This window comes from Pengzhenrongella sicca, from assembly GCF_017569225.1.
Classification (GTDB): domain Bacteria; phylum Actinomycetota; class Actinomycetes; order Actinomycetales; family Cellulomonadaceae; genus Pengzhenrongella; species Pengzhenrongella sicca.
Genome location: NZ_CP071868.1, coordinates 2,375,827 through 2,395,508 on the forward strand (window position 1 = coordinate 2,375,827; position 19,682 = coordinate 2,395,508).

17 protein-coding genes and 2 riboswitches are annotated in these 19,682 nt (G+C 75.3%); of the genes, 8 read left to right on the forward strand and 9 right to left on the reverse strand.

All coding sequences use genetic code 11. From position 1 onward, the window contains the following. From J4E96_RS20315 to J4E96_RS10865, 4 genes are read right to left on the reverse strand one after another with little or no spacing between them, the layout of a single operon-like run. Entirely contained in the window at nt 1–471 is a 471-nt protein-coding gene (locus J4E96_RS20315) for an energy-coupling factor transporter transmembrane component T family protein (protein WP_319637672.1), read from the reverse strand. After that, a complete protein-coding gene (locus tag J4E96_RS20320; protein ID WP_319637673.1) occupies nt 417–770 on the reverse strand; it encodes a hypothetical protein in 354 nt (117 codons plus the stop codon). The genes J4E96_RS20315 and J4E96_RS20320 overlap by 55 nt, the downstream gene beginning before the upstream one ends. Then, nucleotides 767–2,332, reverse strand: a complete 1,566-nt coding sequence (locus J4E96_RS10860) for an ABC transporter ATP-binding protein (protein WP_227422127.1) — start codon at nt 2,330–2,332, stop codon at nt 767–769. The genes J4E96_RS20320 and J4E96_RS10860 overlap by 4 nt, the downstream gene beginning before the upstream one ends. Beyond that, complete coding sequence (locus tag J4E96_RS10865; protein ID WP_406619749.1) at nt 2,329–2,997, reverse strand: ECF transporter S component; 669 nt, start codon at nt 2,995–2,997, stop codon at nt 2,329–2,331. The genes J4E96_RS10860 and J4E96_RS10865 overlap by 4 nt, the downstream gene beginning before the upstream one ends. Before the next feature lie 50 nt (nt 2,998–3,047). Further along, nucleotides 3,048–3,162, reverse strand: a riboswitch (TPP riboswitch). 67 nt (nt 3,163–3,229) lie between these two features. Then, nucleotides 3,230–3,327, forward strand: a riboswitch (TPP riboswitch). On the opposite strand from J4E96_RS10865, the gene thiM reads away from it, so the two are divergent. The 4 genes from thiM (at nt 3,319) to J4E96_RS10885 (ending at nt 7,366) form a co-directional block, all read left to right on the forward strand. Continuing rightward, nucleotides 3,319–4,221 (forward strand): hydroxyethylthiazole kinase, encoded by a 903-nt coding sequence (gene thiM / locus J4E96_RS10870; protein WP_227422128.1) that lies wholly within the window; start codon nt 3,319–3,321, stop codon nt 4,219–4,221. It overlaps the preceding riboswitch by 9 nt. Next, nucleotides 4,218–4,883, forward strand: a complete 666-nt coding sequence (thiE, locus tag J4E96_RS10875; protein WP_227422129.1) for a thiamine phosphate synthase — start codon at nt 4,218–4,220, stop codon at nt 4,881–4,883. The genes thiM and thiE overlap by 4 nt, the downstream gene beginning before the upstream one ends. Beyond that, nucleotides 4,880–5,770, forward strand: a complete 891-nt coding sequence (gene thiD / locus J4E96_RS10880) for a bifunctional hydroxymethylpyrimidine kinase/phosphomethylpyrimidine kinase (protein ID WP_227422130.1) — start codon at nt 4,880–4,882, stop codon at nt 5,768–5,770. Before thiE ends, thiD begins: the two co-directional genes overlap by 4 nt. Nucleotides 5,771–5,932: 162 nt before the next feature. Further along, nucleotides 5,933–7,366: a sensor domain-containing phosphodiesterase gene (locus J4E96_RS10885; RefSeq protein WP_227422131.1), complete on the forward strand. Its 1,434-nt coding sequence runs from the start codon at nt 5,933–5,935 to the stop codon at nt 7,364–7,366. 42 nt (nt 7,367–7,408) lie between these two features. On the opposite strand, the gene J4E96_RS10890 is transcribed toward J4E96_RS10885, so the two are convergent. From J4E96_RS10890 to ppk2, 4 genes are all read right to left on the reverse strand, one after another. Beyond that, on the reverse strand, nt 7,409–7,816 hold the full coding sequence (locus J4E96_RS10890; RefSeq protein WP_227422132.1) for a DUF6855 family protein: 408 nt from the start codon (nt 7,814–7,816) through the stop codon (nt 7,409–7,411). A 110-nt stretch (nt 7,817–7,926) separates the two neighbouring features. Continuing rightward, nucleotides 7,927–10,281 (reverse strand): putative bifunctional diguanylate cyclase/phosphodiesterase, encoded by a 2,355-nt coding sequence (locus J4E96_RS10895; RefSeq protein ID WP_227422133.1) that lies wholly within the window; start codon nt 10,279–10,281, stop codon nt 7,927–7,929. 44 nt (nt 10,282–10,325) lie between these two features. After that, nucleotides 10,326–12,857: an ATP-dependent helicase HrpB gene (hrpB, locus tag J4E96_RS10900; protein ID WP_227422134.1), complete on the reverse strand. Its 2,532-nt coding sequence runs from the start codon at nt 12,855–12,857 to the stop codon at nt 10,326–10,328. A gap of 20 nt (nt 12,858–12,877) precedes the next feature. Then, on the reverse strand, nt 12,878–13,663 hold the full coding sequence (gene ppk2, locus J4E96_RS10905) for a polyphosphate kinase 2 (protein ID WP_227425734.1): 786 nt from the start codon (nt 13,661–13,663) through the stop codon (nt 12,878–12,880). 381 nt (nt 13,664–14,044) lie between these two features. On the opposite strand from ppk2, the gene J4E96_RS10910 reads away from it, so the two are divergent. After that, nucleotides 14,045–15,232 carry a TIGR04053 family radical SAM/SPASM domain-containing protein gene (locus J4E96_RS10910; protein ID WP_227422135.1) on the forward strand — a complete coding sequence of 396 codons (1,188 nt, stop codon included), beginning with the start codon at nt 14,045–14,047 and terminating at the stop codon, nt 15,230–15,232. Nucleotides 15,233–15,303: 71 nt separating this feature from the next. On the opposite strand, the gene J4E96_RS10915 is transcribed toward J4E96_RS10910, so the two are convergent. Further along, entirely contained in the window at nt 15,304–16,032 is a 729-nt protein-coding gene (locus J4E96_RS10915; RefSeq protein WP_227422136.1) for a DUF72 domain-containing protein, read from the reverse strand. Nucleotides 16,033–16,121: 89 nt separating this feature from the next. On the opposite strand from J4E96_RS10915, the gene J4E96_RS10920 reads away from it, so the two are divergent. From J4E96_RS10920 to J4E96_RS10930, 3 genes are all read left to right on the forward strand, one after another. Next, nucleotides 16,122–17,027, forward strand: a complete 906-nt coding sequence (locus J4E96_RS10920; RefSeq protein WP_227422137.1) for a D-hexose-6-phosphate mutarotase — start codon at nt 16,122–16,124, stop codon at nt 17,025–17,027. Between the two features lie 100 nt (nt 17,028–17,127). After that, nucleotides 17,128–18,822 carry an FAD-dependent oxidoreductase gene (locus tag J4E96_RS10925; protein WP_227422138.1) on the forward strand — a complete coding sequence of 565 codons (1,695 nt, stop codon included), beginning with the start codon at nt 17,128–17,130 and terminating at the stop codon, nt 18,820–18,822. After that, nucleotides 18,803–19,678 (forward strand): hypothetical protein, encoded by an 876-nt coding sequence (locus J4E96_RS10930; RefSeq protein ID WP_227422139.1) that lies wholly within the window; start codon nt 18,803–18,805, stop codon nt 19,676–19,678. Before J4E96_RS10925 ends, J4E96_RS10930 begins: the two co-directional genes overlap by 20 nt. Nucleotides 19,679–19,682: the final 4 nt, after the last annotated feature.

Consider the following 19,682-nt stretch of genomic DNA (forward strand, 5'->3'; position numbering starts at 1 on the left):
TCACGCCCAGATCGGACTCCAGGTACCGGCCAGGACCGCCGCCGCGACGGCGGCCGCTGCGACGCCGACCGCGGCGGCCGCGACCCCCGCATCGACCCGGCTGAAGACGCTCGCGCGGGCCCACGTCCGGGTCCCGCCGCCGAAGCCGCGCGCCTCCATCGTGATCGCCAGGCGGGTGGCGCGCCGGATCGCCTGCACGAGCAGCACGGACGCCTGGTCGGCCTGGACCCGGAGCCCGGGCCGCCGGCCGCGCCGGCCGCCCAGCCCGCGGGCCCGCCGCGCCATCGTCAGGGTGGTCCACTCGTGGCCGAGCAACCCGACCAAGCGTAGCGCGGCGAGCGCACCGAGAACGAACCGGGACGGCAGCCGGAGCCGCTGCGCGAGCCCGTCCGCGAGGTCCGTCGGGTCGGTGCAGGTCAGCAGGAGAACCCCCGGCAGGGCGATCGCGAGCGCGCGCATCGCGATCGCCACGCCGCCGCGATCGCGCCGGCGCTGACGGCCACCGCGCCGAGCCGGATCACCACCGGCCCGCTCGGGTCGGCGAGCACCGCCGTGCTGTAGCCGCTGAGCGTCGCAGCGGCGAGGATCGGCCATCCGCGCAGGGCGAGGCCGCGGTAGGTGAGCCCGGCGAGGGGCACGACCGCGAGCTCGAACGCGAGCGCGACGCAGGCCGAGACCCAGTCGACCGAGAGCAGCAGGACGACCGTCAGCACGAGCGCCCCGGCGAGCTTCGCGAGCGGGTTCGCCCGCGCGAGGACGGGCGCCGTCACGCCGCCCGCCCGGACCTGGCAGGCGCCCGTCGGGGCGTACGCGCCGCGCCGCCGAGCTCGAGCCGCGCGGCGCCGAGCACGCCCGCGATCTCGGCGTCGTGGCTGACGGCGACGATCGCGCTGCCGGCGTCGAGCAGCTCGCCGAAGAGGCCCGCAAGCTCGGCCCAGGTCGTCGCGTCCTGGCCGAAGGTGGGCTCGTCGAGCACGAGGACGGCGGGGCTCGTCGCCAGTGCCGTCGCGACCGAGACCCGCCGCTTCTCGCCGCCGGAGAGCGTGAACGGGTTCGCGCCCGCGAGGTCGGTCAAGCGCAACCGCTCGAGCAGCTCGTCGACGCGACCGGCGCCGGCCTCGCGAAGCCGCGGGGACCGGCGTCGGCCACGGGCGGCGACCCGGCGCGGCCCGAACGCGATCTCGTCGCGGACGGTGCCGGTGACGAACTGGTGCTCCGGTTCCTGGAAGACCATGGCAATCCGGGTGATGAGCTCGGCCGCGGTCCAGTCGGCCGGATCCGCCCCGACGCCGCCCGACCGCAGGGGCGCCCCCGCGACGACCGAGCCACCGGCGGCTGGCAGCAGCCCGGCGAGCGTCAGGGCGAGCGTCGACTTCCCGGCGCCGTTCGGCCCGGTCACCACGAGCGCTTCCCCGGCCGCGACCGACAGACCGATCCCCGCGGCCACGGGCGGCGACGGCCGACGGCGTCGGCCCGGCACGCGGGCGACGGCCAGGTCGCGCGCCGCGAGCAGCGTGACGGGCGCGACGGCCGCCGCGCCGCAGGCGGGGAGCCCGCGCGCGGTGACCTGCGGCGCGCGCCCAGGTACCCACACGCCCGCCGCGTCGAGGGTCGACCGCTGCCCCGCGAGCACGCGGGCCGGCGCCCCGTCTGCCACCACCGCGCCGCCCCGACCGAGCACGACGATGCGGTCAACGACGTCGACCCACACCTCGACCCGGTGCTCCACCACGATCAGCGTCGAGCCGGTCGCTCCGAGCACGCGCACCACCGCGTCCCGGACCTCGAGCACGCCCCGCGGGTCGAGGTTCGCCGTGGGCTCGTCCAGGATCAGCGCGCCGGGGCGCATCGCGAGGATCCCGGCCAGCCCCAGCCGCTGCTTCTGCCCGCCCGACAGGGCCGACGTCGGGTGCCCGTGCGGCAGGTCGAGGCCGACGGCCGCGAGGCTCTCGGCGACCCGGGTCCAGATCTGCGCGCGCGGCACCGCGAGGTTCTCCGCGCCGAACGCGACATCGTCGCCGATCCGGGCGAGCACGATCTGGCTCTCCGGGTCCTGCTGCATCAGCCCGACCCGCCCGCGCTGGCCCGCCGCCGGGGCGCCGTCCACCAGGAGGCGGCCGGACTCCGACCCGCCGGAGCCGTCGTCCAGCACGCCCGCGACGGCCTGCAGGAAGGTCGACTTACCCGCGCCGGAGGGACCGAGCAGAAGTACTCGCTCGCCGGCCTCGACGTGCAGGTCGAGCCCCTGCAGGGCCGGCCGCACCCGACCCGCGTGGCGCCAGCCCCACCCCTGCGCGGTGATCGACGCCGGCCGGACCACCGGCGCACTCACGCGGGAGTCCGGCGCACGGCCGACTCGGTCGCCGCGCCGCGCGAGGCCAGGTGCGCGAGGACCCCCGTCCGGGCGAGTGCGCGCACGCCGAACCAGGGCACCGCTCCGGCGAGGACGACGCCGGACGCCGCCGTGAGGACCAGGTACACCCGCTGCCACTGCCCGGCCCAGGCGACGTGGTAGAGCACGTTCTCCGTCGCGCCGAGCGCGAGCCCGGCGACGCCGCCGGCCAGCAGCGCGACCGGGAGGGTCCACCGCCGGTACCGGAACGCGGCGAACACGAACTCGGCCGCAAGGCCCTGCATGAGACCCGAGATGACCACGGTCCAGCCGAAGTGCGTGCCCAGGAAGCCCTCGACGACCGCCGCCACGAGCTCGCAGTACAGCGCCGCTCCCGGGCGCCGGACGATCAGCGCGCCGAGCGCGCCGGCGAGCAGCCAGCCGCCGCTGTACAGGCCCGCGAGCGGGGGGAAGCTCACCGTGAGCAACGCGACGGCGACGTAGCCGGCGGACCACCCCCAGAAGACGACGCCGACGGTCGCCGCGACGATCGAGGCGACGACGATGTCGACGACGCGCCAGCGCGATCGCCGGGCCGTTCGGAGCGAGACGGGTGCATCGGGTGCGTCAGGTGCGTCGGGTGCGTCAGGTGCGTGCATGGTCATGGTGCGGTCCTCCTGGAACGTCAGGAGGGGAGGGCGCCGACGGTCGCCGGCTCCCCAAGAACTCGACTCCCTTCGCCGGTACTAACCGGATCAGGTTCGAGGGTCTGCGGCGAACCGCACTCTCAGCGCCCACCGATCTGCGGCGGCGCTCCCCTGTCGTCTCTCGTGCGCCGCGAACGCTACACCGGACGCGCCCGCAGGCGTCCGGTGCCCGCCGGCGGGCGTAGGGTCGACGACCGACGCGGGGTGCCGTGCGTGGCGCGGCTGAGAACACACCCGTTGAACCTGATCTAGTTCGCACTAGCGAAGGGAACGTCGCGGATGCCCGCACCTTCTGCACGACCTGATCGACCTGATCGACCGAACACTGACCTGCGCACGAGCGAGCTGCGCGCCGACGCCATCGGCGCTGAGTCGATCAGCGCCAACGATGTCGGCGGGGTGCTCGCCGCGCTGCGTGAGCGAGCACCCCTGGTCCACTGCCTGACGAACGTCGTGGTCGCGCAGTGGACCGCTAACCTCCTGCTCGCGGTGGGAGCCAGCCCGATCATGGTCGACAACCCGCACGAGGCCGCCCCGATGGCGGCGGCCGCCGACGCGGTGCTGGTCAACCTCGGGACTCCGTCGGACGAGACCGTCGCGGCGATGCTCCTCGCGGTCGCCGCCGCGACGAGCGCCGCGACGCCGTGGGTCCTCGACCCTGTCGGCGCCGGGGCGCTCTCCTGGCGGACGCGCACGGCCGAGCGGCTGCTCGCGCCCACGACGCCCGACCGGAGCGCGCCGACGATCCTGCGCGGCAACGCGTCCGAGATCCTGGCCCTCGCCGGCGGCGCGGGCGGCAAGGGCGTGGACGCGACGCACAGCCCGGAGGCGGCGCTGCCCGCCGCGATCGCCCTTGCCCGCGAGCACGGCTGCGTCGTCGCGATCAGCGGCGAGGTCGATCACCTGACCGACGGCGAACGGGTCGTGCGCGTGGCCAACGGCCACCCGTTGCTGACCCGCGTGACGGGCGTGGGGTGCGCGCTCGGCGCGCTGATGGCGGCGTGCTGCGCCGTCACCCCCGACGCGCTGCTCGCGGCCGTCACCGCGACTGCGACGCTGACGGTCGCCGCAGAGACCGCGGCGAACGCGAGCGCGGGCCCCGGCAGCTTCGCGGTGGCGCTGCTCGACGCGCTCGCGGCGATCGAACCCGACGGACTCGTCGACCGGGTCCGGCTCGCGTGACGCGCCGGCCGGGACGGCGCGCGCCGCTGGACCTCTCGCTGTACCTGGTGACCGACGCGGCGCTGTGCGCCGCGCTGGGCGTGGAGGCCACCGTCGCGGCGGCGGTCGGCGCCGGGGTCACCGCGGTCCAGCTCCGCGACCCGCAGGCGACCGACGACGAGCTCGTCCGCCTGGGACGCGCCGTGCGCGCGCGCCTGGCGGGCACGGGGGTCCCGCTGCTCGTGAACGACCGGGTGCATCTCGTCGCCCCGATCGGCGCGGACGGCGCGCACGTGGGCCAGGGCGACCTCGACGTCGCGCAGGCGCGCGCCCTCCTCGGCGAGGACGGGTTCCTCGGGCTCTCCGTCCAGACCACCGCGCACGTGGAAGCCGCCCTCGCGCACGGGATCGACGCCGTCGACTACCTCGGGGTCGGGCCGGTGTGGGCGACCGCCACGAAGCCCGACCACGCGCCGCCCGGCGGTGTCGACGCCCTCCGGCGCATCGCGGCCGCAAGCCCGTGGCCGTGCGTCGCGATCGGGGGCATCACCGCCGGACGCCTCCCGCAGCTGCGCGCGGCGGGCGCCGCGGGGGTCGCCGTCGTCAGCGCGATCTGCGGCCAACCCGACGTCCGGGCGGCGACGGCGGCGCTGCGGGCCCGCTGGGACGGGGCGCGGGCATGACCCGGCCGCCCGTCGCCCTGACGATCGCTGGCTCCGACCCCTCGGGCGGCGCCGGGATCCAGGCGGACCTGAAGACGTTCTCGGCGCTGGGCGTGTACGGGACCGCGGTGCTGACCGCCCTCACCGCGCAGAGCACCCGGGGCGTGTCGGGGGTGCACACCGTGCCGCCGCGGTTCGTCCGCGAACAGCTCGACACCCTGCTCGCCGACGTCCGCCTCGACGCCGTGAAGATCGGCATGCTCGCGACGGCGCCGATCATCGAGGCGGTGACCCAGCTGCTGGCCGAGCGGTCCCCCGCCGGCGGCGGCGAGCCCGATCCCGTCGTGGTGCTGGACCCGGTGATGGTCGCGACGAGCGGTGCCCGCCTGCTCGACGACGACGCCGTCGCGGCGATGCGCCGGCTTCTGCCTTACGCGTCGGTCGTGACCCCGAACCTGCCCGAGTCGGCGGCGCTGCTGGACGTCGCCGAGGCCGGTGACCTCGACGCGATGCGCGCCCAGGCGCATGCGCTGCGCGAGCTCGGCGCGCGGCGGGTGCTGCTCAAGGGCGGGCACCTGCGCGGGCCGGACGCCACCGACCTCTGGCTCGACGCCGCGGGCGAGCGCCTCCTGCACGCGCCGCGCGTGCCGACCCGGAACACGCACGGCACCGGGTGCACCCTCTCCTCGGCCATCGCCGCGCTTGCGGCCCACGCGACAGCCCCGCTCGCGGCTGGCGTAGCGACCGCGCCAGCGGCGCCCGCAGCAGCCGCGCGCCCGCTGGACTGGCCCGGCGTCGTCGACGAGGCGAAGCGCTGGCTCACGGGCGCCCTCGCCGCGGCGGACACGCTCGAGATCGGGGCCGGCCCCGGCCCGGTGCACCACTTCTACGAGGCCTGGCGGACCTGAACGGCACGGGAGTCCGCGGGCGCGGACAGCGCACCCGATTCGCTCACGAAGTGCGTGCGGCGGCCGATCATCCATCAAGAAGTCCCCCGCGACCCGGGCCGCACCGATGCGGAACGGTCGATCCCCGAGGGACCACGCCCACGAACCGGCAGGTGGTCAACGATGCTCGGCACAGACAGCGATCGGGAGCTCACGGCCGGCGTCGACGGCGTCGCCGACCAGACGGCCGCCGACCAGGAGTTCGCCGACACGGAGTTCGCCGATCTCCTCGACCGGCGCGCGGTCGACGTCGTGTTCCTGCCCATCCTCGACCTGCACTCGGGGCAGGTCGTCGGCCTCGAGGCGCTCGCGCGCGGGCCGGTCGGCACGCAGTTCGCCAGCCCCCAGGCCCTCTTCGACGCGGGCCGGCGCACCGGGCGGGTCGCCGAGCTCGACTGGGTGTGCCGCACGGCGGCCTTCGGAGCCGTCCTCGACGCTGGGGTCCCACCGGCGATGTCGTTGTTCGTCAACGTCGAGGCTCAGGCGGTCGGGTCCCCGTGCCCGCCCGACCTCGCGCACCTCGCGACGCGGGCCGAGTCGATGCTCCGGGTATTCGTCGAGGTCAACGATCGGACCGTGGCGGCCGACCCGGCGGGTGTGCTCAGCGCGGTCGATCGCGCACGCGAGATGGGCTGGGGCGTCGCGATCGACGACGTCGGCGCGAGCCGAGCGCCGCTGACGCTGCTGCCGATCATCCAGGCCGACGTCGTCAAGCTCGACCTGCGCCGGCTTGCCGGGGCCTCGCCCGCCGACTCGACGGCCGTCGTGAGCAGCCTCCTGCGCTACGTGGAGCGGTCCGGTGCCGCGCTCATCGTGGAAGGGATCGAGAGCGAGGCCGACGCCACGTGGGCCCGCGCGCTCGGCGCCAGCTACGGCCAGGGCTTCCATCTCGGCGCGCCCGGGCCGCTCAAGATGCACTACGCCGCGCCGCTGACCCCTGTCGGCCTGATCACGATCACCCCGCTCGACCTCGAGATCGCCTCGCCGTTCGAGCTGATGAGCGACCGTCCGCACGAGACGATGCGCGCGGAGCTCCTCGACCGGCTCGCGCTGCTACTCGCCTACGGCGCGCACTCGACGGGTGCCTGGCCGATCTTCCTGATCGGCATGGGCCGCGAGGGCGCACTCCCCGTCCAGCTGAGCCAGTCCGGGATCCCGGCCGAGACGCTGCTGTTCGTCGCCTTCGGCACCGGGCTCGAGGCCGACGCCGTCCCGAACGTCCGCAGCGTCCGCCTGGGGGGCCGGGACCCACTCGCGGACGAGAAGTTCGTCGTCGTGCTCGGCGATCGCGCCCCGCTCGGGATCTTCGCCCGGGCCACCACTGACGGCCGCTTCGACGTCGCGGTCACGCAAGACCGCGAGCTCGTCTACAGCGCTGCCCACCACCTCATCGCGCGCGTCCCCCCGCCCGGCGCGAGCAACCGTGCACTCGGGGTTCTGCTCGCGACGGGACCCGCCGACGACGCCCGCGCTGAGGACCGCTCCACCGCCGGGGTGCCCACGGCGGTGGTATCCGCGGCGAAGCGCGGGTGGCGTGCCCGCCTCGGCGGTCAGTAGCCCAGCCCCCGCGACGGCTGGCGACCGCTGGCGACTGCGCCGCTAGAGGGCCCGGACCCGGTTGTTGCGGGCGTCGTGCGTGAGCTCGGCCCGCCCGAGCGCCTCGAGCAGCGGGGGCAGGTACATCCCGAACCGCCCCCGGTACCCGGCCCGCAGGCCGTACCAGCCGCCGACCGGATTGTCCCGCGACCGTCCCCACGCCTCGACGGTGCCCGGCGCGGCGGGCTTCTTCTCGTCCGCGGCCCCGAGCGGGACCCAGTCCCCCTGCTCGACGAGCCAGGCGTGCAGGTCCTCGATCGCGCGCAGCCGATACCGCAGGGTCGTCGCGCCGACCTGGCACACGAGCGTCGGCGGGTCGGCCGCGACGTCGCGGTGCATGGTGTAGCCGGAGGTGCCCGGCGCCGTCGTGAGCACCCAGGGGTCGTCCGCCGTACCGCTGCCGATCGTCATCGCATCTCACCCGTTCGTCGGTCGGTGCCTACGCCGCGGCGGCTCGCCGCGCCTGACGTCAAACCTAGCCACGAAACCAGCGGCGTGGCCTCGTTCGGCACGGACGGGGCTCAGAACGGTCGGGGCTGCGGGATCTCCACGCCTGTGAGCGCGACGAGGCCTGGCCAGCTCGCGCACCACCGGTCGAACGCGTCGACGGGCAGCGGCCGGGACAGGTGGTAGCCCTGCGCGACGTCGCAGGTGAACGAGGTCAGGCCCGTCAGGATCGCGGCGCTCTCGACGCCCTCGGCGACCGCGCTGAGGCCGAGGTTGTGGCCGAGCTCGATCACGCTGCGCACGATCAGGCTGTTGCTGGTGTCGGTGTCCATGGTCGTGACATACGACAGGTCGATCTTGAGCTCGGTGACCGGCAGGTGCTTGAGCTGCCCGAGACTCGTGTACCCGGCGCCGAAGTCGTCGATGGCGATCTCGATCCCCTGCTCGGCGATCCGCTCGAGCAGCTCGCGCGCGCGCTTGGGGTCCGTCATGATCGCGCTCTCCGTGACCTCGAGCGTGAGCCAGCGCGCCGGGACGCCATGCTCGGCGAGCAACTCGGCCACCATCACGTCGAGGCGCTCGTCCAGGAGGTTGCGCGCCGAGAGGTTGACTGCGAGCTTGAGCGGCGACCCATTGTCGATCCACCGGCGCTGCTGCAGCAGCGCGAGGTTCAGCACGTGCCTGGTCAAGGGGCCGATCAGGCCGGTGTTCTCGGCGAGCGGGATGAACTCCGACGGCGGGATGAGGCCGCGCTCCGGGTGCTGCCAGCGCACGAGGGCCTCGGCGCCGCACACCTCGCCGGTGCTGAGGCTGACCTTCGGCTGGTAGTGCAGCACCAGCTCGTCGCCGCGCAGCGCCCGCCGCAGGTCGCCGAGCAGGGCCAGGCGAGTGGGACTGTGCTCGTCGCCGCCGGGGTCGTACGCCGAGACGCGCAGGTTGCGCTGCTTCGCGACGTACATCGCGATGTCCGCGCGCTGCATCAGCGTCGTGACGTCGGCGCCGTGCTCGCCCGAGACCACGACGCCGATGCTCGCCTCGACGTCCAGCTCGATGCCGTCGACGACGAACGAGCTGGTCAGCGTCGCCTGGAGCGTGTGCGCCACCTCCATGGCCGCGTCCAGGCCGCCCACGTCCGCGAGCAGGACCGCGAACTCGTCGCCGCCAAGTCGCGCGATCGTGTCGGACGCCCGCAGCGCGCTCTCGAACCGGGTGCCGACCTGGACGAGCAGCTGGTCGCCGTAGTGGTGGCCCAGGGTGTCGTTAATCTCCTTGAACCGGTCGAGGTCGATCAGGAGCAGGCCGACGGCGGTCCCGGCCCGGGACGCGCTGAGCAGCGCCTGGTCGAAGCGGTCTCCGAGCAGCGCGCGGTTCGGCAGGCCGGTGAGCGAGTCGTGCAGCGCGCGATGCTCCAGCTCGCGCTGCAGCCGCCGCGGCTCGGTCACGTCGTGCCCGGTCAGCACGAGGCCGCCGATGCCCGCGTCGTCGCCCGGGTCCTGGATCGTCAGCTCGAACGTGCGCCATGCGCCGTCGTCGCCCGCGTCGGTCGGCCGGGCCGGCAGCCGTACCTCGAGCACCACCGCCTGCGCACCGGGCCGCACCGACGCCAGCGCAGCGCGCAGCGGGGCGCGGTCGTCGGGATGCGCGCCGGAGAACAGGTCGAGGCGGTCGTCCGGGCCGGGCCCGTCCCCGCCGAGCCGCCGCTCGGCGGACGGGCTCAGGTAGTGCGTCGCCCCGGCGTGATCGATCACGACGACGATGTCCGCCGACTGGTCGACCAGCGCGCGGAAGCGTCGCTCGCTTCGGTCGGCCTGCTCAGCGCGGGTCTCGCCGAGCCGTCGGCGGCCCTGCAGCGCGGCGGCGGCCACCGCGAGCACGAGGGCCGACAGCGCGGCGAGGTCGCTGGCGACCTTGGCCCGGGCGGCGGCGTCGACGACGGCGCGCTCCGCGCTGCCGACCAACGCGAGCGCCGACTGGAGCGCGGGCTCGACCGTGACCTGGCCCTGCGCCAGCGCCTCGGCCGCCTGCCCGTCAGCGAGCCGGTCCATCTCGACGTCGACGGCGGCGGCGTAGGCGTCGTGGGCCGCGCGGAGCGCGGACGCGGCCTGCTCGCCGAGCGTGCCCGCCCGTGCGACCGAGATCGCGTCCTCGGCGCGCGCCCGCGAGGCGGCGAGATCCGCCTCGACGACCTCGACCGTCGTCCGCCCGCCGTCGGCCCGCCACCTGATCGCATCCTGGACCCGCAGCTCCGTGGCGAGTGTCCCGAGGGAGCGCTCCGTGCGCGTGCTCTCGGCGCCCGCGCGCGTGAAGTACGCCGCGCCGGCGACCGCGAGGGCGACCAGCACGACCACGATCATCGCGGTCGAGACGGCGTTTCGCCGCGCTGACGGGCCGGCGAAGGGCTCGCCAGCTGTCCGCGCGGATGGAGACATACTCAAGCCATCGGTCACCTGCGCCGACACCTGAAGGCAATTCCCTAATGCCGTGCGATTCCACCCGTTCGGGTCGCCGTGGCGGTCAGCGGGTCGTCGGGCCACGCGTGCCGCGGGTAACGCCGCCGCAGCTCGCCGCGGACCTGCGGGTACCCGGTACGCCAGAACGACGCGAGGTCGGCGGTCACGGCGACCGGCCGCCGGGCCGGCGAGAGCAGGTGCAGCACCAGCGGCACCCGGCCGGCCGCGATCCGCGGCGTGGCCGTCCACCCGAACACATCCTGGATCCGGACCGCGAGCACGGGCTCGTCCGCCGTGTAGTCGACCGCCACCTTCGCGCCGCTCGCCGCGGTGACCCGCTCGGGGGCGAGCTCGTCCAGCCGGCCCGCCTCCGGCCACGGCAGCAGCCGGCGCAGGGCGGCGGGCACACCGATCCGCTGCAGGTCCCGTGCGCTACGCACGCGGGCCAGGTCCGGGCCGAGCCAGGCGTCGAGGGTGCGGGTGAGCGCCTCGTCGCCGACGTCCGGCCACGGTGGCCCGAACGTCGCGTGCAGGAACGCCAGCCTCCGCCGCAGCGTCGTTGCCGCCGCCGACCAGGGCAGCAGGCCCAGCCCGTCGCGGTCCAGCCCGACGCGCACGGCCGCCGCGACCAGCGCCCGGGGCGGATCCGGCAGCGGGGCCGACGCCAGCTCGATCGCCCCGAGCCAGCTGATGCGCCGCGCGACCACCGTGCCGCCGTCCCACCCGACGTGATCCTCGTCGCGCAGCAGGAAGGGCGCGGCCTCGAGCGCCAGGGACTCGTCGATCGGCGCCGCGGACCGCACGACGGCGTCCCGCCGCCCGGCGCCGCGATCGGCGTCGGCGATCGCGAGCCACCCCAGGCCCGTGAGCGGGCTCCCGGCCGCGAGCACGGCGCCCGTTCCCGAGGCCATCAGGTACGCGGAGCCGCTCGAGCGCAGCCGGGCGATCCGATCCGGGTGCGCGAGGGCGACGACGAGCCCGACGGCGAGGTCGTCCGTGAGGTGTTCGGTGCCGCGATCGGTGCCGTGGGCGGCGCGGCCCCGGCTCGCGGGGACCGCGGCCCGCAACCGGCGGGTCTGCTCGGCCCACGCGGCGGCGTCCGGGCCGCCGCGGCGCAGGCTCCGCAGCGCCGCGACGAGGTCGCCGCCCGGCGCGCGCACGTCGTCGGCGAGCACGGCCACGATCTCGGCGGCGCGGCGCGGCCCGAGGACCGCCGCGCCGTCGAGCAGCGCACGGGCGAGCCGCGGGTCGGCGCCGACGCCGGCGATGGTCCGGCCGCGCGGCGTCACGGCGCCGGCCGGGCCAACCGCGCCGATCCCGACGAGGACGGCCCGGGCGGCCGCCATCGCGGGGGCCGGCGGCGGGTCCATGAGCGCGAGCCCGGTGCCGTCCGGGCTGCCCCAGCAGGCGAGGTCGAGCGCGAACGAGGTGAGGTCCGCCGTCGCGATCTCGGGCTCGGGATGCTCCGGCAGGCGCGCGTGGTCGCCCTCGGACCAGCAGCGATAGACCGCCCCGGGCGCCTCGCGCCCGGCCCGGCCCGCGCGCTGCGTCGCGCCCGCCCGGCTCACGCTGACGGTCACGAGCCCCGCGAGCCCGCGGCGGTGGTCCGTGCGCGGCTGGCGAGCGAGGCCGGCGTCGACCACGACGCGGACCCCCGGGACGGTCAGCGAGGACTCGGCCACCGCGGTCGAGACCACGACCCGGCGGCGCGTGCCCTGGGTCAGCGCGAGGTCCTGCTCGCGGTGCGAGAGCCGGCCGTGCAGCGGGCGAACGTCGGCGCCGACGCCGGCGAGCCGGCGCGCGACCTGCATGACCTCCCCCGCGCCCGGGAGGAACACGAGGACGTCGCCGACCTGCTCGGCCAGGGCCCGCCGCACGCACGCGGCGACGTGGTCGAGGAAGCCCGGGGTGACGCCGCGGTCGTCGGACCGCGCGACGCGCGGCGGCGGCGGGCACCAGAGCTCGGCCACGGGGTGCAGCGACCCCCGGACGGCGATCATCGGCGCTCCGGCGGCGCCGCCGAGCAAGTCGGCCGTGCGCTCGGCCTCGACGGTGGCCGACATGGCCACGAGGGCGAGGTCGTCGCGCAGGTTCGCCCGGACGTCCACGAGCAGCGCGAGCGCGAGGTCGCCGTCCAGGTGGCGCTCGTGCACCTCGTCGAGGACGACTCCCCCGGTGCCCGGCAGGTCGGGGTCCCGCTGGAGCCGCCGCAGCAGCACGCCGGTGGTCACGAACTCGACCCGGGTCGCGGCGCCGCCGCGGTGCTCCCCGCGGACGGCGTACCCGACGCTCTCGCCGACCGGCTCGCCCAGCAGGTACGCCAGCCGGCGCGCCGCCGCGCGCGCCGCGATCCGCCGCGGCTGGGTCACGACGACGCGGCCGGCCACCAGCGCGGCGAGCGCGGGCGGCACGAGCGTCGTCTTGCCGGTGCCGGGCGGCGCCTGCAGCACGGCGGTGCCGCCCGCGCCGATCGCGGCGACGAGCTCGGCGAGCCCGGACCGGACCGGCAGGTCGGGCGGGGCGGCGAGCAGCCGGCTGATCGGGTCCTCGAGCACCCGGTGCAGTCTGCCCCGTCTCAGGCCAGCAGCGAACCGGCGTGGTCGGGGACGTACGTCTGGGTGTCGCGCGGCGGCCGGACGTACCCCGTCGAGGGCGGCCGGGCCGGCAGCGCGAGCGGCAGGCGCTGGACCTCGGTGTACGGGAGCGTCGAGAGCAGGTGGCTGATCATGTTGATCCGGGCGCGCCGCTTGTCATCGCTCTCGACGACGTACCAGGGCGCCTCGGGGATGTCCGTGTGCACCATCATCTGGTCCTTCGCGCGCGAGTAGTCCTCCCAGCGGCTGATGGACTCGAGGTCCATCGGCGAGAGCTTCCAGCGCCGCATCGGGTCGTCCAGCCGCGACCGGAAGCGCGCCTCCTGCTCGGCGTCGCTGACGGAGAACCAGTACTTGCGCAGCAGCACGCCGTCCTCAACGAGCATCCGCTCGAAGATCGGGCACTGGTGCAGGAAGCGGTGGTACTCGTCGTTGGTGCAGAACCCCATGACGCGCTCGACGCCGGCCCGGTTGTACCAGGACCGGTCGAACAGCACGATCTCGCCGGCGGCCGGGAGCTGGTCGACATACCGCTGGAAGTACCACTGGGTGCGCTCGCGGTCGCTCGGCGCGGGCAGCGCCGCGATCCGCGCGACGCGCGGGTTGAGGTACTGCGTGACGCGCTTGATCGTGCTGCCCTTGCCGGCGGCATCGCGGCCCTCGAACACCACGACGAGCCGCTTGCCCTCCGCGCGGACCCACTCCTGCATCGTGACGAGCTCGGCCTGGAGCCGGAACAGCTCCTTCTCGTACGGCTTCTTGGGCACGCGACCGGAGGCTTTGCCGTCCGCGGGCGCGGCCTGCGCTGGCGCGGCCTGCGTGGACGGGGTGCGATCAGCCTTCTTGCCCATCCCGGCAGCCTACGACCGCAGCGGCGCGGATGTCGGGAAAGCCAAGCCCGGCGTCGGGCACAAAAATCAGATGCCCTCTGGCCTGGGACGGTGTGCCTTGCGACGGACAGACCGACCAGATCATGAGGGCATCTGACGGGGCCCAGTCTCTCACGCCGCCGGCCAGACCCAGGTCGCGGGACCGGCGAACCCCAGCGGTGCCCGGGTCGAGGGACCTAGGTCCGGGCGCGCGCCGCGCAACCCGGCGAACACTTGCCCGCAGACAAGCGGCCAACGGGCCAGGTCAGAGGGAGCGCGATGCCAGCTCGAGTGCACGGTGAGACTGTCCCGGCGACGACGGTGCCGACCGGCGGCCACCACGGCGGCGGTAAGGGCCTGGACTACGCGAAGCGGCCGATGCTGGTGTTCTGGGAGACGACGCGCGCCTGCCAGCTCGCGTGCAAGCACTGCCGAGCGAGCGCGACGGCGCAGGCGCTGCCCGGCGAGCTGAGCACGGCCGAGGGCATCGAGCTGCTCGACCAGGTCGCAGGGTTCGGCCGGCCGTACCCGATCCTCGTGCTCACCGGCGGCGACTGCCTCCTGCGCCCCGACCTGTTCGACCTGGTCGAGCACGCCACCGGGCTCGGGCTGCCGGTCGCGCTCGCGCCGTCGGTCACGCCCGCCCTCACCGCCGAGATGATCGACAAAATCGTCGCGAGCGGCGTTAAGGCCGTCTCGATCAGCCTCGACGGCGCGCTGGCCGACACCCACGAGGGCGTGCGGGGGATCGTCGGGCACTTCGCCTCGACCGTCCAGGCGATCCGGGCGCTCTCGGCCGCCGGGCTGACCGTCCAGGTCAACACGACCGTCATGCGCGCGAACGTCGACGAGCTCGCCGACATCGCCGACCTCATCACTCGCGCGGGCGCGAGCATCTGGGAGGTGTTCTTCCTCGTCCAGGTCGGTCGGGGCGTCGCCACCGAGGCCGTCAGCCCGGACGAGCACGAGGAGATCTGCCACTTCCTGTACGACGCCTCCCAGCACGGCTTCATCGTCCGGACCGTCGAGGCGCCGTTCTTCCGTCGGGTCGTCGCCCGGCGCACCGCCGGCGACCCGGCGCCGGCCGGTGCGCTGTACACGCGGCTGACCGACCGACTCACCGCGCTCATGGGCGCCCCCGTCGGGCGACCGCGGGCGCAGACGGCCGCGACGCGCGACGGCAAGGGAATCGTGTTCGTCGCGTACGACGGCGAGGTCTACCCCGCGGGATTCCTGCCGCAGCCGCTCGGCAACGTGCGCGACGTCCCGATCGGCGAGCTCTACCGTGACGACCCGCTGCTGCGTCGCATCCGCGCCGCCGACTTCACGGGCCGCTGCGGCCGGTGCGAGTACGCCGACCTGTGTGGCGGTTCGCGCGCGCGGGCGTTCGCGGCGACGGGCGACGCGCTTGCCGAGGACCCGGCCTGCCCCTACCAGCCGACGACGCCGGCGCTCGCGAGCGTCTGACCGGCCGGGCCGCCCCCGCTCGGCGGGGGTCCCGCCGCCCAGCGGTGAGTGCAGCCGTCGAGCGCGGCAGCTCAGGCCCCCAGCATCCAGCGCAGGGTCTGGGCGTTGCGGACGGCGTTCGCACCGCCGTCGTTGTTGAAGTACGCCAGGACGTCGTGACCGGCGCGGTCCCACTCGCGCATCCGCTCGGCCCACCACGCCAGGTGGGCGTCGGAGTACGACCCGCCATACAGGTGGTCGGTGTCCGGGCCGTGCAGCCGGACGTAGACGACGTCGCTCGTCGCGCGCAGCACGCACGGCAGGCCCGCGCCGCTCATCACGCAGTACGCCGCGCCATGCCGCCCGAGCAGTGCGTAGACCTCCTCGGCCGCCCAGCTCGGGTGGCGCAGCTCGACGGCGACCCGGATCCACGCGGGCAGCCGGCCCAGAAAGTAGTCGAGCCGCGCGTCGTCGCGCGCGTGCTGCGGGGCCAGCTGGACGAGCAGCACCGCCCGCCGGTCCCCGAGCTCGTGCCAACCTGCCGCGATCCGGTCGATCCACACCTCAGGCGCGTACAGCCGCTTGGCGTGGGTCAGGCCGCGGGGCGCCTTGACGCTCAGCCGGAACCCCTCCGGGAGCCGCTCGCGCCACCGCGCGAAGCTCGCATCCCGGGGCCAGTGGTAGAAGCTCGCGTTCAGCTCGGCGGTGGCGAACCGGTCGGCATACCAGCCCAGGCGGTGGCTCGCCGGGAGGCCGTCCGGGTACAGCGCGGGGTGCCAGTGGTCGTAGCTCCAGCCCGAGGTCCCGACGGTGATCGCCACGGGTGGATTCTCACCCGCCGGACGCGCGATGTCGCGCGATGTCCAGGCGGCGCCCCCCGGCGCGCCGGGCGGTCCGATACCGTCGCGCCATGCCAACCAGCGAAACCCCGCCCACCCCCGCGCTCCCACCCTCCGTGCAGCTCGGCACGGGTCGTGGCGGTCTGCCCGTCGTGCGGGTCACCGCGCGCGAGGGAACGGCCGAGATCTACCTGCACGGCGCCCACGTCACCGGGTGGACGCCCGTCGGTGGCGAGCCCGTCCTCTGGATGAGCGCGGCCAGCGAGTACCGGGCCGACGCGGCGCTGCGCGGCGGGGTGCCGATCTGCTTTCCCTGGTTCGGCGCGCACGCGCGCGACGCCGCCGCGCCGGCCCACGGCTTCGCACGCCTGGCCGACTGGGACCTGGTCGGCGCCGTCGACCACGCCGACGGCGACGTCACGGTCACGCTCGCCCTCGGGGACACGGCCGCGACCCGCGCCTCCGCGTGGCCGCACCGGTTCGCCGCGCGCTACGCCGTGACGGTCGGCGCGCACCTGACCCTGCGCCTCGAGGTCGACAACCTCGACGTCGAGCCCGTGCGGATCGAGGCGGCGCTGCACACCTACCTGCGCGTCACGGACGTCCGGACCGCCGCAGTCGGCGGGCTCGAGGGCGCGCCCTTCCTCGACCGGCTCGCCGGGCCCGAACCCGTTCCGGGCGAGGCCGTCCCCGTGCGGTTCACGCGCGAGACGGATCGGATCTACCTCGGGACCGAGGCCGCCGCGACCCTGACCGATCCCGGCGCTGGGCGCACCGTCACGATCGCCAAGCACGGCTCGCGCAGCACCGTCGTGTGGAACCCGTGGGTCGCGAAGGCCGCCGCGATGGCCGACTTCGGCGACGACGAGTGGCCCGCGATGGTCTGCGTGGAGACCTGCGCCGTCGGGCCAGACGCGATCGTCCTTGCCCCGGGTGCCAGCCACGCGATGACCGCCGTGCTCACCGTCGGCGCCTGACCGGGTGTCCCGGGTCCAGATGTTGACCCGCACCCGCTGACCGCGCTTGAGTGGACCTGACCGAGCGGAGCGAGCGACATCGCTGGCACGGAGGCTGCCGATGGCACGACAGGACGAGCGACCGGCGATCGTGCTGGCCAGTCGCGACGAGCGCACGCTGCACCTGGTGGGCACGGAGCTCGACCGACGCTACGGGCGCGACTACGCCATCGTGCGGTGCCGCCCCGAGAGCGCGCATGACCTGCTGACCCACCTGCGCGACGACGGCACGCAGGTCGCGCTCGTGATCGGCGCCACGGAGGACGACGACGGCATCGACGTCCTCGGCGCCGTACGGGAGCTGCACCCGGCGGCGGTACGCATCGTCGTCGTGACGTGGGGCCGGTTCGACACCGCCGAGCGGGTCTTCGACGCCCTGGGGGCCGGCCGGATCGACCACTACTGCGTGCGCCCCGAGCACCCGCGCGACGAGGAGTTCCACCGGCTCGTCACCGAGTCCCTCGAGGACTGGTCCCTTGCGGTCGGCGGCGGGTTCGAGGCAGTCCGGATCATCGGCGACCCGAGCGCCGCCATCAGCCACACGATGCGCGACCTGTTCACGCGCAACCACATCCCGATCGGCTTCCACGACGCACACACAGAGCGCGGCCGCGAGCTCCTCGAGGCGGCCGGGCTCGTCAACCCAGCGCTGCCGGTCGTGATCCTGCGCTACAAGCCGGAGCCCACCGTGCTGGTGGCTCCGACCTTCCCGCAGATCGCCGAGGCGTTCGGGCTCACCTCGCCGCTGCCGGCAGACGCGCGCTTCGACGTCACCGTCATCGGCGCCGGGCCGGCCGGGCTCGCCGCCGCCGTCTACGCCGCCTCAGAGGGCCTGCGCGTGCTGATCATCGAGCGCCAGGCGGTCGGCGGCCAGGCGGGCACGAGCTCGCGCATCCGCAACTACCCCGGCTTCCCGCAAGGGGTCACCGGGAATCGGCTGGCCTTCAGCGCGTTCAACCAGGCGTGGTCGTTCGGCGCGACGTTCCACTTCATGCGAGGCGCGCGAGGGCTGCGGGTCGACGGCGCGGACCGGGTCGTCGACCTCACCGACGGCACCTCCGTGCGCAGCTCGGCCGTCGTGATCGCGTCGGGCGTCGAGTACCGACGCCTCGGTGTCCCGGCGCTAGAGGAGCTGCTCGGCCGCGGGGTCTTCTACGGCGCGTCAGTGACGGAGGCGCCCGCGATGCGCGGCCGGCGCGTCGTCGTCGTCGGCGGCGGCAACTCGGCCGGGCAAGCGGCCGTGCACCTCGCGCGGTTCGCCACCCACGTGAGCGTGCTCGTGCGCGGCCAGGTCGCGGCGAGCATGTCGGACTACCTCGTGCGGGAGCTCGCGGCGCTCGCCACCGTCGACCTCCGCGAGGGGGTCGAGGTCACGGGCGGGGGCGGCGACGGGAGGCTCGAGCACGTGCTCGTGCGGGACCGGGCGACGGGTGCGCTGAGCCGGGAGGAGGCCGACGGCCTGTTCGCGCTGATCGGCTCCGAGCCGATGACCGGTTGGCTCGACGGCTCGGTCGCCCGCGACGCGCAGGGTTTCGTCCTCACCGGGGCGGACGTGCCCGGCGGGTCGATCACCGGACCGGACGGAACCGCGCGCCCGCCGATGATGCTCGAGACGTCGGTCGCGGGTGTGTTCGCGGTCGGCGACGTCCGGTATGGCTCCGTCAAACGCGTCGCGTCCGCCGTCGGGGCGGGAGCCATCTCGATCCAGCTGCTGCACGGATACCTCGAGGATCTCCGTGCCGTCGACCCGCACTGACGTCGCGGCGGACCCTCGACCCCTCACGCCCTCGATGCGCCTCCTGCTCGTGGTGGCTGGCGTGCTCGTGCTGCTCGCGGGCGTGCAGCTGTTCGTCTTCTCCGCGCGCACGGACCGCTACTTCGCGTGGACGATCGCCGAGCCGCTGACCGCGGCCACCCTGGGCGCCGCCTACTGGTCGAGCGCCACGATCGAGCTGATCGCCGCGCGGTCCCGGCTCTGGGTGCAGGCGCGGATCGCCGTCCCGACCGTCCTGGTCTTCACGACCGTGACGCTGGTCGTGACGCTCGTCCACCTCGACGCGTTCCATCTCGACGGCGCGCTGCCGCCCGCGACCCGGGCCGTGACCTGGGGCTGGCTCGCCATCTACGCGCTCGTGCCGATCGCCCTCGGGTGGCTGTGGGTCGCCCAGACCCGGGTCCCCGGCTCCAACCCGCCGCGCCAGCTCCGCCTTCCCGGCTGGCTCGCGGTGCTTGCAGCGGCCCAGGCCGCCGTCCTGCTGCCGCTCGGCGCGTGGCTGCTCCTGGACCCCGTCGGCGCGGCGCCGGGCTGGCCCTGGCCCCTCACCCCCCTGACCGCGCGCGCCCTCGGGGCGTGGGCGTTGAGCCTCGGAGTCGCCGCCGTGCACTCCCTGCTTGAGCGGGACCCGACGCGGCTACGGCCCGCCGCGGTCGCCTCGATCGCGCTCGCCGTGCTGCAGGGCGTCGCGCTCGCGCGCTACGGCGACGCGGTCCGCTGGGGCGAGCCCGCGGCGGCGGGGTACCTCGCGTTCCTCGCGGTCGCGTTCGTGACCGGCGTCGGAACGCTCCGCGCGGCGGCCCGCGCGCCGCGGCGTGCCGTCCTCGTCACGCCCTGACCCT